Origin of the sequence: Gemella haemolysans, assembly GCF_012273215.1 — a bacterium.
GTDB classification, from domain to species: domain Bacteria; phylum Bacillota; class Bacilli; order Staphylococcales; family Gemellaceae; genus Gemella; species Gemella haemolysans_A.
This window is the reverse complement of the sequence record NZ_CP050965.1, coordinates 898,470-913,110: the sequence shown is the minus strand read 5'-3', so window position 1 is coordinate 913,110 and position 14,641 is coordinate 898,470. Positions and strand designations below refer to the sequence as shown.

Below are 14,641 nucleotides of genomic sequence, written 5' to 3'. Positions count from 1 at the left end.
TAAAAGTTCACTATTACCAAGTGGAGATAAATTAAATAGTACTAATCCTTAATAATATTTAAACAAGATAGCTTATAAAATTAAAATTGATACAAAAATTATATTTAATATTTAAACTTATTAATATACTTAAAGTTTTCATATATTTTCATGAAAATCCTGTTCTTGACAATTTTCTATAATATTTATATAATAATAGTCATAAAATTTAAAAAAGGAGGTCATTGCATATGAAAATAATTGCAATTTCAACAAGAAGTGTCGATTACCAATCAGATGCTGGTATAGCAAAAAGACGTCTATACATCAATGGTTATTTTTCAGAAGTAGCAGAAAAAGCTGGATTTATATTATTCCCAGTTTGTTCTCAAAACGGAATTGAGGAAATTGTAGCCATGTGTAGTGGCCTAATTATTGCTGGTAGAGATCGGGATATTAATCCTAAGTTTTACGGCGAAGAACCTCTAGAAGGTTTAGAATATCCTGAAGATCCATATGAGGATGAATTAGACTTTAAACTTATTGAGCTTTTCGAAAAGAATAATAAGCCAATACTTGGAATCTGTAGTGGATTACAAAGTTTAAATATTTATCATGGTGGTTGTTTAAAACAGCATATAGATGATCATACTAGTAAAGAGAATTTGGTTCGTCACAATATAGATATAGAAGAAAATTCATTTGTACATAGTTTATATGGAGATAAAGCAGAGGTTAATTCAATTCATCATCAAGCAATAAATAGAGTTGCAGAAGGATTTAAAGTAACAGCAGTTTCTGACGATGGAACTGTAGAAGCAATTGAAAAAGGAAACTTAATTGGATTACAGTGGCATCCAGAAGTTGATTATGAAATTGATACATTTAAAAAATTCCTAAATCTATGTGAATAGAATTTTGTATTACGTTATTATTAAAAAAAAAATAAGAATACAACATCAAAATAGTTGACTATTATTAAAAATAATGGTAAACTAATCTCTGTGTAAAATGATAGCAGTGGATTAATTGTTATTGCCTCTATGTTATACATTATTTAATGTGGCAACTCGTAGCCTATGCTGCTAGGCGAAGTTCCAGTTTTATAACATATACAACAACGATAATCGTGCTTTTTGTTTTCACAAAAATAAAAACAAAAAGATAAAAGGAGGAGCACATAATGGCTCGTTTTACAGGTTCAACTTGGAAAAAATCTCGTCGTTTAGGAATCTCACTAAGCGGTACTGGTAAGGAGTTAGCTAAACGTCCTTACGCACCAGGACAACACGGTCCTAACTTAAGAAAAAAACTATCTGAGTATGGTTTACAATTACAAGAAAAACAAAAACTTCGTTACCTACACGGAATGAACGAAAAACAATTCCGTAAATTATTCGATAAAGCTGGTAAATTACAAGGTCTTCACGGGGAAAACTTCATGGCATTACTTGCTACACGTTTAGATTCTGTAGTATACAGCTTAGGATTAGCTAGAACTAACCGTCAAGCTAGACAATTAGTTAACCACGGTCACGTTCTTGTAGATGGTAAAAAAGTAGATATCGCTTCTTACGCTGTTAAACCAGGTCAAGTAGTTTCAGTAAGAGAAAAATCTAGAAACCTTGAAATCATTAAAGAAGCTGTTGAAATCACTAATTTTGTACCTGAGTACTTAACTTTTGATGCTGACAAATTAGAAGGATCATTAGTAAGACTTCCAGAAAGAAGTGAATTACACCCAGAAATCAACGAACAACTTATCGTTGAGTACTACAGCCGTTAATAAGACAAAGCCCTTTAAACTAACGTTTAAGGGGATTGTTTTTATTTCTGCGCAAAATCTAAGAAAAATAAAAAAAGCCAAAAACTAATTTGTTTTTAGCTTTAAAATAATTTTAGAATATTAGGTAAAAGAGAATACCTCTTTTCACTATTATTATTCTATCATAAAAAGAAGAAAAATAATATCAGAAATAATTTTAATTATATTTTTTAATATCAAATATTTAACAAAAATAAATAGTTTAGTTATATCACATAATAGTATATTGTATTATCAAGAATTGATATTTTTCATTAAATAATGTAAAATATAACAAACTGAAAAGCAAAAATTAATTTTGTATAAATATTTTAGCTTTCAATAAAAGTATATACTTTTAGTAAATAATTTTGTATAAATTAAAAATTTTAAAAATAAAATTAATCTCGTTATACTCTTAAAACAGAATTACTTAGAAAATATAACAGCTGTTTTTCAGATTTCTTTTCTAAAAATAATTAATGCTTATTTTCATAAAAATAGTGTTAATATAAAATTAAGAATAGCTATTCTATAGGTTTTTATTTTTATATAATTATAATAAAATAGGGAAAATATTTTCATCATTACTTTCACCAGAAAAACGCTTTCATTAATTTGGTATATGTGTTAATATATAAGTACAGAAAAAATTAGGAGGTAAGGGAAATGATTATCGGAGTACCAACAGAAATTAAAAACAACGAAAGTAGAGTGTCTGCAATTCCGGGAGTAGTACATGAATTAGTACTAGATGGGCACACTGTTTATGTAGAAAAAGGAGCTGGATTAGCTTCGGGTATTTCAGATTCGGAGTATGAAAAAGTAGGAGCTGTTTTATTAGATAAAGCAGAAGATGTATGGAATAAATCAGATTTAATCTATAAAGTAAAAGAACCAATTCCATCAGAATATAAATACTTCAGAAAAGGTTTAATTATCTATACTTACTTACACTTAGCAGCAGATCCAGAATTAACTAAAGCAATGGTAGAATCAGGGACTATCGGTATTGCTTTCGAAACTGTAAAAGTAGGTCGTACTTTACCATTATTAAGACCTATGAGTGAAATTGCGGGAAGAATGGCTATTCAAGAGGGTACAAGATTCTTATCCAAAGTACAAGGTGGTAAAGGTAAATTATTACAAGGTGTTCCAGGAGTTCAACCAGGTCATGTTGTAGTTATTGGTGCAGGGGTAGCAGGAACTGCAGCAGCTACAGCAGCTTCAGGATTAGGAGCACGTGTAACAATGTTAGATGTTAACTTAGATCGATTAACTGAATTATCACACATTTTTGGTGGTAAAGTAGAAACAGTTTACTCTAATAAATTAAATATTGCTAATGCAATTAAAACTGCTGATTTAGTAGTTAGTACAGTATTAATTCCAGGAGCTAAAGCACCAAAACTAGTTACTAAAGAAATGATTAAAGATATGCCTGATGGTGGTGTTATTGTGGACGTGGCTATCGACCAAGGTGGTACAACGGAATATACAGAAGGTCGTCCAACAAGTCATGATAATCCAATATTCGTTGAAGAAGGAGTATTACACTATTCAGTAGCAAATATACCTGGAGCAGTAGCTGAAACAGCAACATATGCATTATGTAACGCAACAGCTAAATATGTTAAACTAATTGCTAAACTAGGAGTTAAAGAAGCAGTTGTTAAATTCCCAGAATTAGTACCAGGTGTTAACGTAGCTAACGGGAAAGTAACATTCAAAGCAGTTGCAGATGATTTAGGATATGAGTATACTCCAGTAGAGCAAGCTTTGTAATATAATATTAAAAACAAAATATAGAAAAATTATATTGTAGAGGAAGTGGTATGTATATTTATAATATGTTATCCACTTCCTTTTGTTAGATTAGTTATATTTAATAATATATTATTTTATTAGGATATTTATTGTTTACTTTTTTCTTTACTTACATAAGTAAAGTATTTAGTAGTAAATAATCTGTAACTGTGATATAATTAATAAATATTATTAATAGGGGAGAATATTTATTTAATATTAGGAGGAAATTATGAGCGTTTTTAGAAAAAAATCTATTGATTCTATTTTAGCTGAATCAAGAAATAAAACGTTGAATCCCACGATGAAAACTTTAGATTTAGTTCTATTCGGAATTGGGGCGATTATTGGTTCAGGAATTTTAGTTTTAACAGGGAAAGCTTCAGCAGAAGCAGGACCTGCGGTTGTGTTCTCATTCCTTATTGCAGGATTAGCTTGTTGTTTAGCTGCACTTTGTTATGCAGAGTTGGCTTCAACTATTCCATCAAGTGGTAGTACATATACATATTTATATGTATCAGTTGGTGAAATCGTAGCTTATGCGATAGGTTGGGTTTTAATAGGTGGATACGTTCTTACTGCAGCAACTGTAGCGAATGGATGGTCAAGTTACTTTTCACGTCTATTAGCAGGTTTGGGTGTAGAAATTCCAAAAGAATATTATACACTACCGGCAGTAGGTGGATATGGTAATATTCCTGCGATTATTATTGTATTATTAATTACTTTCATCCTATCAAAAGGAACTTCTAGTAGTAAACTAGTAAATAACCTGATGGTAGCTGCAAAAGTAGGTATTGTAATTTTATTCATCGTTGTTGGTGCATTTTACGTAGAACCAACAAACTGGACAAATAACTTTGCTCCAACAGGATTTTCTGGGGTGATGTTAGCTGCAACAACTGTATTCTTTGCATACTTAGGATTTGATGCAATTTCAACTTCAGCAGAAGAAACGATTAATCCGGAAAAAGCATTACCTAAAGCAATTATTATCACGATGGTAGTTTGTACAGCATTCTATATTCTTGTGTGTTTAGTATTAACAGGAGTTGTAGAGTACAACAGACTAGGAACTGGTGATGCATTAGCGTTCGTGTTAGAAGAAGTTGGACAAAACAAAGTAGCAGGAGTTGTATCTCTTGGTGCGGTAATCGGTCTTATGGCTGGTATCTTATCATTCATGTATGCAGGTATTCGTATCACTTATACAATTGCTCGTGACGGATTATTACCAAAAGGATTAACTAAAGTTAATGCAAACAAAGTACCAAGTACTGTAACTTGGGGATTAGGAATTTTAACAGCAGTTTTAGCAGGATTCTTACCTTTAGGAAACTTAGCTGATCTAGCTAACGTAGCTTCAATTATTGCATTCGCATTAGTAAGTTACACAACTATCGTATTCTACAAAAAATTCCCAGACTTAAAACGTGGATTTAGAGTACCTGGTATGCCTGTATTACCAATTATCTCTATCGTTTTATTTGGAGCACTACTATACAGTGTTACATTAACAACGTGGATTATCTTCATCGTTTGGGTAATCGTAGGTATGATAATTTACTTTACATTTTCATACAAAAATAGTAAATTAAAATAATATAAAATAAAAGCAACTTAGCAATAGACTTTTAAAAGATCTAATTGTTGAGTTGCTTTTTTGTTGTTACTATGTAATTATATTAATTCTTAAGTCTATGCACTAGACCAGAGATTACGCTTATTGCTTTTAGCCTTGTTCTGTGCTTTTTTATATTCTTTCAGGTATCTTGTATCGGGTGGTTTAACATATTTAATTTCTGCTAAACCAGCTAATAGTAATTCTTCCTGAACACTTTTTCCATCGGCGTATACGTAGCATAATGCTCTATGATACTTATCCTCTTTTTGAAAAACATCGAATTCAATTTCAACGTTTTTAGCGTTTGACAATAACTTTCCGTTTAATTCACTAGCTTCAGTTCCATATTTTTGAACTTCAACTCCTGGTTTAACTGTTTCAGGAGTATCAACTAATAGATATCTAACTTTTAATTCTTTATTGTTGAATTGTACTAAAATCGTATCACCATCAATTTTTTTAAGGAATCTAACCTTATATTTAGTTTTATCGCCTTTAATTAGTATTCCATTAACATTTGATTCCTTATAGTCTTCTCCATGAGTATTTATGATTGAAATAATAATCATAAAGGTACTTAAGAAGATAATAAAGAAGATAATAAAAACTTTCTTATTCATAATTATCCCCCCTTTATAATTAATTCTATCACTTTTAATGCTAGTAATAAAGAGATAATTTAACACAAAAATATTAAATATTTAATATTAAATTTTACTAATAATTATAAACTTAATATTGATTTATATAATAAAATATTAACTCTAAAGAGCTTACTATATATCAAAGAATTCCCTATGAAATAATGGTTTCAACTTGTATATATATGATTAATTATTGTTTCAATGTTTCCAAATAATACTTTATTTAAACAGTGTTAAATTAAGTATAAACAGATACTTTGTAAACGTACTCTTTCGGTGGTAGTATAAGATTACAATAAAAAACAAAGGAGAAAAAATATGACTAAATTAAAAAAAGAAAATTTTAAAATGTTTATCAATGGGGAGTGGGTAGATGCTGAGGATAAATTAGTATTAAAATCATATAATCCAGCTAATTCTGAATACTTAGCAAACTTCCCAGATGCAACAGAGGGAGATGTAAATAGAGCTGTAGAAGCTGCACAAGAAGCATTTAAAACATGGAAATATACAACAGTATCTGAACGTGCAGCTTTACTAAACAAAATTGCAGATATTATTGATACTAATACAGAATTATTAGCTACGGTAGAATCTTTAGATAATGGTAAACCAATTCGTGAAACACTTAATGTAGACGTTCCATTCAGTGCTAGACATTTTAGATACTTTGCAGGATGTATTTTAGCTGATGAAGGACAAGCAACAGTTTTAGATGAAAAATTCCTAAGCTTAGTTTTAAGAGAACCTATTGGAGTAGTAGGACAAATTATTCCTTGGAACTTCCCATTCTTAATGGCAGCTTGGAAAATTGCACCAGCTTTAGCAGCAGGTAACACAATCGTACTAAAACCATCAAGCATTACATCGCTTAGCTTACTTACATTCGTAGAATTAATTCAAGATGTATTACCGAAAGGTGTATTAAATGTAATTACAGGACGTGGAAGTAAATCAGGGGAATTCCTAAAAAATCATCAAGGATTAAATAAACTAGCATTTACAGGATCTACAGAAGTAGGTAAAAAAATTGCGGTAGCAGCTGCAGAAAAACTAATTCCAGCTACATTAGAATTAGGTGGTAAATCTGCGAATATTATCTTAGATGATGCTAATATAGAAAAAGCACTTGACGGCGTACAATTAGGTATTTTATTCAACCAAGGTCAAGTCTGTTGTGCAGGTTCAAGAATTTTCGTACAAGAAGGAATCTACGATGATTTTGTAGCAAAAGTTAAAGAAAAATTTGAGAAAATTAAAATTGGTGATCCACTAGATCCAAATACACAAATGGGTAGTCAAATAGATGAAAAACAAGCAGAAAAAATTGTTAATTACATCGGAATAGCTAAAAAAGAAGGCGGGGAAGTAATCGTTGGTGGTGAGCGTTACACAGAAAATGGATGTGATAAAGGGGCATTCGTTAAACCAACATTAATCTCTGGAGTAAACAATGGTTGCCGTATCTCTCAAGAAGAAGTATTTGGACCGGTTTCAGTAATCATTAAATTCAAAACAGATGAAGAAGTAATTGCTCAAGCTAACGATAGTGAGTATGGACTAGCAGGGGCAGTATTCTCTACAAACATTACACGTGCATTAAATATAGCTCGTAGAGTAGAAACAGGAAGAATGTGGGTTAATACTTATAACCAAATTCCAGAACACGCACCATTTGGAGGATACAAAAAATCAGGAATTGGACGTGAAACTCACAAAGTAATACTAGAACACTATTCACAAATGAAAAACATCCTAATTGATTTAAGTGATGATGTATCAGGATTCTACAACTAACATAATTAAATAAAATCATAATCATGAAGCAACTCAGAATTAATATCGTTTTGAGTTGTTTTTTTTGTTTTATTAGCTAAATCATGTGGAATGTATTTTTTTTAAAGCAACAAAGTATTTATTAATTTCTTTATCTTGTAAATTTAATTTTGAAAATAATATTAATTGCCTTTTGATATTTATTGTAAATATGATAAAATAAAAGATGAAAATGTTTTTATGAAATATTATTTTAAGTTTTGAGGAGGAATAGGAAATATGACTAATAAAACATGGTATCTCGGTTTAGATATTGGAACAGCAAGTGTGGGTTGGGCTGCCACTGATAATGAATATAAAATTATTAGAAAAAATAAAAAAAGATTATGGGGAGTTAGATTATTTGAAGAAGCTACTACTGCAGAAGAACGCCGAGGATATCGTTCTGGGAGAAGAAGATTAGCTAGAAGAAAATGGCGTTTAAACTTATTAGAAGAATTATTTACTCAAGAAATAGCCAAAATTGATGCTAATTTTTTCTTAAGGTTAAAAGAAAGTCAATATCATTATGAGGATAAAACTCATCAAGTACCGTATGCGATTTTTAATGATAAAGATTATACAGATAAAGATTATTATAAAGAATATCCAACAATTTATCATTTAAGAACAAAACTTATGACTGAGGAAAACCCTGATATAAGAAAAGTATTTTTAGCAATACATCACATTTTAAAAAATAGAGGGCATTTTTTACTTCAAGGGCAAAGTTTTAAAGAAGGTAATCTTAATAATTTAATTAAAGAATTACTTAATCTAGATATATTACATATAAGTATTGAAATAACGGAAGAAAATATTAATAAAATTACAGAGATTGCATTAGAGAAGAAAACTTTGACTGATAAAGTAAATGATCTTAAGAAAATATATCCAAAAGAAAAGCAATTATTAGAAGCGTTTAGACTTATTTTTGGAGGGAAAACATCGTTAGATAAACTATTTGCTATTGATGAATATAAAGAATTAGATGCTTCTGTAAAATCAGTTTCTTTTAAAGAGAAGATTTATGAAGAAGTTCGACATGATTATGAACAAGTTCTATCAAATTATATAGAATTACTAGATCTAGCTAAGTTAGTTTATGATAGTATTATTCTTTCTGATATTAAAAAAGAAGGGAAGACATTATCAGAATCTAAAGTAGAGCTTTATCACAAACATAGAGAGGACTTAACTAAATTAAAAACTCTTGTAAAAAATGATTCAAAATTATCGGAAGATAAAAAAGTTGAGCTTTATTCAGCTATATTTAAAGAGGATAAAGATAAAGGAACTAACTATGTAAATTATATTCGTAAAAGTGAAGAAGGAAAAGGATGTAATTATGAAGACTTTAAAAAATTCTTAGTAAAAGAATTAGCTAAGCTAGAAGAAAGCTCAGCTAAAGAAGAAATTTTAAGAGATTTAGAATTAGAACTATTCTTACCACTTCAAAGAACAAAAGATAATTCTGTAGTACCGTATCAAATCCATAAAGAAGAATTGGTAAAAATTTTAGATAATGCGGCTAAATATCATAAGTTCTTAAATGAAAAAGATGATAGTGGATATAGTATAATAGAAAAAGTAATTCAATTATTAGAATTCAGAATACCGTACTATGTTGGTCCACTAAATTCTAGTAAAAAAGCTAAAGTAGATGGATTTGCTTGGTCTGTAAGAAATAAAGGGTATGAGAATACACCAGTAACTCCTTGGAATTATGAGAAAGTAATTGATGAAAGTGCAAGTGCAGAGAAGTTTATTACCAATTTAACTAATAAATGTACATATCTTAAAGGTGAAGATGTCCTTCCGAAGAGTTCATTATTATATTCTGAGTTTGCCTTACTAAATGAGCTGAATGCATTAAAATATGATGGTAATAGAATAAGTTTAGAAGCTAGAAATGTTATTATTGAAAAACTTTTCAAAGAACAAGGTAAGAAAGTTACAAAAACAAGTATTAAAAACTTATTAAAAGCAGAAGGATATATAGACGGTAAGGGTGAAATTACTGGAATTGATATTACTGTAAAAAATGATCTGAAATCATATAGGGATTTCAAAAAAATCCTAGGAGATAAATTTAATACTGAACACGTAGAAAATATAATTCTTTGGATTACATTATACGGAGAATCTAGAAAATTAATAAAAGCTAAGATAGAAGCTGTATATGGGGATATATATTCAAAAGAAGAAATAGCAAAAATGTCTAGGTTAGTATATAAAGATTGGGGAAGATTCTCTAGAAAACTGTTGACAGAATTAGTAAGTAAAAAACTTTATAATGAGGAAACGGGAGAATGTTTAAATATAATTGGAGCAATGCGTCAAAATAACATACTATTCATGGAGTTATTGGCAGATAGATTCGATTATTCACAACAGATAATTGACTACAATAAAGAGTTACAAAAAGAAGTAACAGAAATTACACCTGAAATTTTAGATGATTTATATGTATCGCCATCTGTTAAACGTTCGATTTGGCAAACCGTAAGAATAGTAGAAGAACTTAAGAAAATTATAGGATGTGCTCCAGCGAAAATTTTCGTAGAGACAACTAGATCTAATCAAGATAAGAAAAAACCAACAGATTCTCGTAAGAAACAATTAGAATTATTCTATAAAGCAGTAAAAAAAGATGTAAAAGATTTAGAAAAAGAGATAGGTTCATTGAACTTTGATAAGCTGAATGAAAGATTGAGTTCAGTAGAACCATCTAAACTAAAAGCTAAAAAATTATATCTATACTATACACAATTAGGAAGATGTATGTATAGTGGGGAAACGATTGATATTACGCAGTTAAATACTACAGCCTATGATATAGATCACATATATCCACAAAGTAAAGTGAAGGATGACAGTTTTACAAATACTGTATTAGTAAAAAGAGAATATAACGCAGCTAAAACAGACAGATATCCATTAGGAAGTGATATTCAAACACCTAGTAATAGAAGATTCTGGAAATTCCTGAAAGAAAAAGGTCTAATTACTGATGAGAAATATAATAGATTAGTAAGAACTGAAGAATTTTCTGATGAAGAGTTAACAGGATTTATTGCTCGACAATTAGTAGAAACATCTCAATCAGTTAAAGCAGTAGCCGGAATATTAGGAGAATTAAATCCAAAAACTTCAATTTGTTATTCTAAAGCAGAAAATGTATCTAGCTTTAGACAAAATTTCGGAAAAATTAAAGAAGGTAATAGAAAATCAGATAATACTGAACAGTTAATCAAGGTTCGTGAAATTAATGATTATCATCATGCCAAAGACGCATATTTAAACGTTGTAGTAGGTAATGTTTATGATACAAAATTCACACGAAATGTCTTTAACTTCATTAAAGATAAGAAAGATGGAAGAAAATACTCATTGAATAATGTCTTTTATGAAAATGTATCTAATTCTAATAACGTTGCTTGGGAATTGAATAAAACAGTTCATCAAGTAGAAAAGGTTATGAACAATAACAATATTCTAGTAACAAGAAGAACATCAGAACAAAAAGGTGGATTGTTTGATGCTACTGTATATAAAGCTAAGGTAGCTGCTAAGGCTAAAGAAGGTGTGTATTATCCTTTGAAAACGTCTGATCCTGTAGTAAATGATGTTACAAAATATGGTGGATTCACAAAAGTTAAAATTGCATACTATTCAATTTTTGAATATACTTTAGTTAATAAAAAAGGTGAAGAAAAAATAACTAGAATTATTCCAATACCTATTTATGTTTCTCAAAACATAAAAGATGATAGTACATTATTAGAATTTGGTAAAACTCAAATTAATATTAAATCTGGTGAAGAAGTTAAAGATTTTAAATTAAAGTATAGGAAGTTGTGTATAGGGGATTTAGTCAAAATAAATAATTTCTTTAATTTTATAGGTGGCAAGACGAATGATAGTTTTGTATATGATGGAGCAGTACAAGTTACTTTAGATACTGAAAGTGAGAGATACATAAAAACTCTATCAAAATATCAAAATTGGAAAAAAGAAAATAAAGATGGGGAACTTTGGGAAAGTATTACTAAAGAGAAAAATACTGAGTTATATAATTTACTAGTTGAAAAAATGAATTCAGGAATTTTTATTAAGAAAAAACCAAATAAATTTAATGAGTTAAATAGTGAAGAAATTCGAAATAATTTTAGTAGTATAAGTTTAGAAGAACAAGCCAAAGTATTACTAGAAGTGTTGAATTTACTAACTAATAAAAAATCTATTTTTGATTTGAAGAGTATTAATATTACGGCAGCAAGAGGAAAAATTAGTTTTAACTTAAGTAATCTATCACAATTCTCAATAATAGAACAATCCGTTGCAGGATTCTATGAAAAAGAAATAACAATAATAGGGGATAAAGAAAATGACATGGAGAACAATAATTGTTAGGGATAGGGCAAAACTAGATTATAGTTTAAATTTTCTAACAGTAAGAAAAGAAGCGGAGATTAGGAAAGTTAGTCTTAGTGAAATATACATGATCATTATTGAAAGCACAGCGGTATCAATTACCGCCGTGCTTTTAAATGAACTCATGAAAAATAAAATAAAAGTGATATTTTGTGACGAAAAAAGAAATCCAAGTTCGGAATTAATACCATATTATGGTAGTCATGACACAAGTTTAAAATATAAAAATCAGTTAGAATGGACTACCGAAAGTAAAGAACGAATATGGACAAGAATAGTATATGAAAAAATTAATAATCAAATGTTGTTGCTAAAGAAATTAGGTAAAGAAGAATATAAGTTATTAGAACAATATCTTACAGAACTCGAGTGGAATGATAACAGTAATAGAGAGGGACATGCAGCCAAAGTTTATTTTAATGCTATGTTTGGTATGGATTTTAGTAGAAATAAAGAATGTTTTATAAATGCTGCATTGGATTATGGTTATTCAATAATTCTTTCTGCATTCAATAGAGAAATTGTCTCGTGTGGATACTTCACTCAACTTGGACTATGTCACAGAAATCCATATAATAAATTTAATTTAGCCAGTGATTTTATGGAACCTTTCAGAATATTAGTAGATGAGGTTGTGTATAGTTTAGAAGGTAACGAATTTACTAAAGAGCATAAAAATATACTAGTCAATATTCTAAATACTGCTATTAAGATTGATGATAAAGAACAAACAGTAGCTAATGCAATAAAACTATATGTTAGAAGTCTGTTCACAGCCTTAAAAGAAAATGATTTAGAGTATATAAAAATGTATAGTTATGAGTTATAGATTTATGAGAGTATTAGTTATGTTTGATCTTCCTACAGAAACATCACTACAAAGAAAGAACTATAGAAAATTTAGAAAAACATTATTAAAAAATGGTTTTATTATGATGCAAGAATCTGTCTATGTAAAACTAGCTATGAATCAAGGTAGTGCTGATTTAGTAGTGAAGAGTATAAGAAAAATATGTCCTGAAGAAGGTATTGTACAAGTTTTACAAGTTACAGAAAAACAATTCTCTAAAATGGAGTTTCTGGTTGGAGAGAGTCAAACGGAATATGTTGATAACGATGAAAGGTTACTGGAATTATGAAGATAGTTAACAAAAACTGGCAAAGAAAAATTGAGATTGAAGAGAACACTATTTATACATTGGTATTTGAAAATAAAAAATATTATAGGGAAAATATAAAGGAGTTAATAAGTCAACACAAAGGAAATGAAGGTAATTATATATATTCATATGAGAATAAAGAGATATCATTTGAAAAGTGTAGTTATATAATTACTGATATTTTTAATATAGAAATTAATAGTAAAAAGATTTTAACGAAGATTTATAATTCACTTTTAAAACAAATTATAGACGATACTGTAGAGTATAATGAATTAACAACACATATAAAAGCATATTTTGAAAAATTAATTTTTAATAGTTCATTTGAAGTAGAACAAGGTGAAGAAATAGATATAAATTCTCTATTGAAATTAGGTGATTTTCGAATTCATGTAGAAGATGATGATATTGTAGAAAAATTCATTAAATTTTTGAAAGTACTTGTACAATCATGTGGAATAAATATTATCTTTATAGTTGGTCTTCATAACGTTTTCACAGATGAAGAGATAAAAGAAATATATAAGGAAGCTTGTGTCAATAAAATTAGTATTATAAATATAGAATACCAACAATTTAATAATATATCTGATGATAATTACATAGAAAAGGTTTATATTTTTGACAGAGATAATTGTGAAATATAATGTTGCAATTTTGAAAAAATACTTGTATAATATAGGTAGATTCAAAATTTACATTCAAGTTCAAATAAAGATTTTATCTAAATTGCCTTTTGGCTGGATCGGTGTCGGTCCATTTTTTTATACCTAAATTCAAAATTTCAACTCCGAATCTCAATTTGAGGTTTGAGAGATATGTAAATTTTGAATTCTACTAAACTTAGTTATGCAGTAGATAGAATTAAATGTGTTTGAGAGATATGTAAATTTTGAATTCTACTAAACTCTATATCTTTACTAATATAGACAAATTCGTTTGAGAGATATGTAAATTTTGAATTCTACTAAACTGATTATTTGCTTTTCTACATGGGAATCAAGTTTGAGAGATATGTAAATTTTGAATTCTACTAAACTTAAAGTTGCGACTGAAGGCATTGAAGAGAGTTTGAGAGATATGTAAATTTTGAATTCTACTAAACCAAAAAGGAGTTTAATTTGCCGTTGTTTTTGTTTGAGAGATATGTAAATTTTGAATTCTACTAAACATCGTTTAAATAATTTGATTCATGGACCAGTTTGAGAGATATGTAAATTTTGAATTCTACTAAACCGCTATAAACAATACCTTCACCAGTAACCGTTTGAGAGATATGTAAATTTTGAATTCTACTAAACGCTGTTCCAATATAAGCGTTTGTTTCATCAGTTTGAGAGATATGTAAATTTTGAATTCTACTAAACTA

At 28.9% G+C, this 14,641-nt stretch carries 10 protein-coding genes and 1 CRISPR repeat array (1 of these 11 running past the window's edge); of the genes, 9 read left to right on the top strand and 1 reads right to left on the bottom strand.

Annotated features, from left to right (window positions below; all coding sequences use genetic code 11):
* Positions 1 to 230: 230 nt before the first annotated feature.
* The 4 genes from FOC48_RS04310 to FOC48_RS04295 all read left to right on the top strand — a co-directional run bounded on the left by FOC48_RS04310 (position 231) and on the right by FOC48_RS04295 (position 5,192).
* Positions 231 to 893 (top strand): gamma-glutamyl-gamma-aminobutyrate hydrolase family protein, encoded by a 663-nt coding sequence (locus FOC48_RS04310; RefSeq protein WP_003145896.1) that lies wholly within the window; start codon positions 231 to 233, stop codon positions 891 to 893.
* Positions 894 to 1,162: 269 nt separating this feature from the next.
* Positions 1,163 to 1,765: a 30S ribosomal protein S4 gene (rpsD, locus tag FOC48_RS04305; protein ID WP_003145898.1), complete on the top strand. Its 603-nt coding sequence runs from the start codon at positions 1,163 to 1,165 to the stop codon at positions 1,763 to 1,765.
* Between the two features lie 687 nt (positions 1,766 to 2,452).
* Positions 2,453 to 3,568: an alanine dehydrogenase gene (ald, locus tag FOC48_RS04300; RefSeq protein ID WP_003145899.1), complete on the top strand. Its 1,116-nt coding sequence runs from the start codon at positions 2,453 to 2,455 to the stop codon at positions 3,566 to 3,568.
* A 250-nt stretch (positions 3,569 to 3,818) separates the two neighbouring features.
* Positions 3,819 to 5,192 (top strand): amino acid permease, encoded by a 1,374-nt coding sequence (locus FOC48_RS04295; protein ID WP_050791061.1) that lies wholly within the window; start codon positions 3,819 to 3,821, stop codon positions 5,190 to 5,192.
* A 95-nt stretch (positions 5,193 to 5,287) separates the two neighbouring features.
* On the opposite strand, the gene FOC48_RS04290 is transcribed toward FOC48_RS04295, so the two are convergent.
* Complete coding sequence (locus FOC48_RS04290; RefSeq protein ID WP_003145901.1) at positions 5,288 to 5,833, bottom strand: thermonuclease family protein; 546 nt, start codon at positions 5,831 to 5,833, stop codon at positions 5,288 to 5,290.
* 342 nt (positions 5,834 to 6,175) lie between these two features.
* Between FOC48_RS04290 and FOC48_RS04285 the strand changes: the two genes are divergently transcribed.
* The 5 genes from FOC48_RS04285 (at position 6,176) to csn2 (ending at position 13,919) form a co-directional block, all read left to right on the top strand.
* Positions 6,176 to 7,654, top strand: a complete 1,479-nt coding sequence (locus FOC48_RS04285; protein ID WP_003145902.1) for an aldehyde dehydrogenase family protein — start codon at positions 6,176 to 6,178, stop codon at positions 7,652 to 7,654.
* 258 nt (positions 7,655 to 7,912) lie between these two features.
* On the top strand, positions 7,913 to 12,088 hold the full coding sequence (gene cas9 / locus FOC48_RS04280; protein ID WP_172497862.1) for a type II CRISPR RNA-guided endonuclease Cas9: 4,176 nt from the start codon (positions 7,913 to 7,915) through the stop codon (positions 12,086 to 12,088).
* Positions 12,063 to 12,938, top strand: coding sequence for a type II CRISPR-associated endonuclease Cas1 (gene cas1 / locus FOC48_RS04275; RefSeq protein ID WP_003145905.1), 876 nt, complete (start codon positions 12,063 to 12,065; stop codon positions 12,936 to 12,938). The genes cas9 and cas1 overlap by 26 nt, the downstream gene beginning before the upstream one ends.
* Before the next feature lie 4 nt (positions 12,939 to 12,942).
* Complete coding sequence (gene cas2 / locus FOC48_RS04270; RefSeq protein ID WP_003145906.1) at positions 12,943 to 13,248, top strand: CRISPR-associated endonuclease Cas2; 306 nt, start codon at positions 12,943 to 12,945, stop codon at positions 13,246 to 13,248.
* Complete coding sequence (gene csn2 / locus FOC48_RS04265; RefSeq protein ID WP_003145907.1) at positions 13,245 to 13,919, top strand: type II-A CRISPR-associated protein Csn2; 675 nt, start codon at positions 13,245 to 13,247, stop codon at positions 13,917 to 13,919. The genes cas2 and csn2 overlap by 4 nt, the downstream gene beginning before the upstream one ends.
* Before the next feature lie 160 nt (positions 13,920 to 14,079).
* A CRISPR array of direct repeats spans positions 14,080 to 14,641; the repeat unit is 36 nt; unit sequence GTTTGAGAGATATGTAAATTTTGAATTCTACTAAAC (it continues 194 nt past the right edge of the window).

Bases quoted from the DNA above. Each gene is read 5' to 3' on its own strand.
- csn2 (WP_003145907.1), top strand. From the start codon at position 13,245: ATGAAGATAGTTAACAAAAACTGGCAAAGAAAAATTGAGATTGAAGAG.
- ald (WP_003145899.1), top strand. From the start codon at position 2,453: ATGATTATCGGAGTACCAACAGAAATTAAAAACAACGAAAGTAGAGTG.
- cas2 (WP_003145906.1), top strand. From the start codon at position 12,943: ATGAGAGTATTAGTTATGTTTGATCTTCCTACAGAAACATCACTACAA.
- FOC48_RS04310 (WP_003145896.1), top strand. From the start codon at position 231: ATGAAAATAATTGCAATTTCAACAAGAAGTGTCGATTACCAATCAGAT.
- FOC48_RS04290 (WP_003145901.1), bottom strand. From the start codon at position 5,833: ATGAATAAGAAAGTTTTTATTATCTTCTTTATTATCTTCTTAAGTACC.
- FOC48_RS04285 (WP_003145902.1), top strand. From the start codon at position 6,176: ATGACTAAATTAAAAAAAGAAAATTTTAAAATGTTTATCAATGGGGAG.
- rpsD (WP_003145898.1), top strand. From the start codon at position 1,163: ATGGCTCGTTTTACAGGTTCAACTTGGAAAAAATCTCGTCGTTTAGGA.
- cas1 (WP_003145905.1), top strand. From the start codon at position 12,063: ATGACATGGAGAACAATAATTGTTAGGGATAGGGCAAAACTAGATTAT.
- cas9 (WP_172497862.1), top strand. From the start codon at position 7,913: ATGACTAATAAAACATGGTATCTCGGTTTAGATATTGGAACAGCAAGT.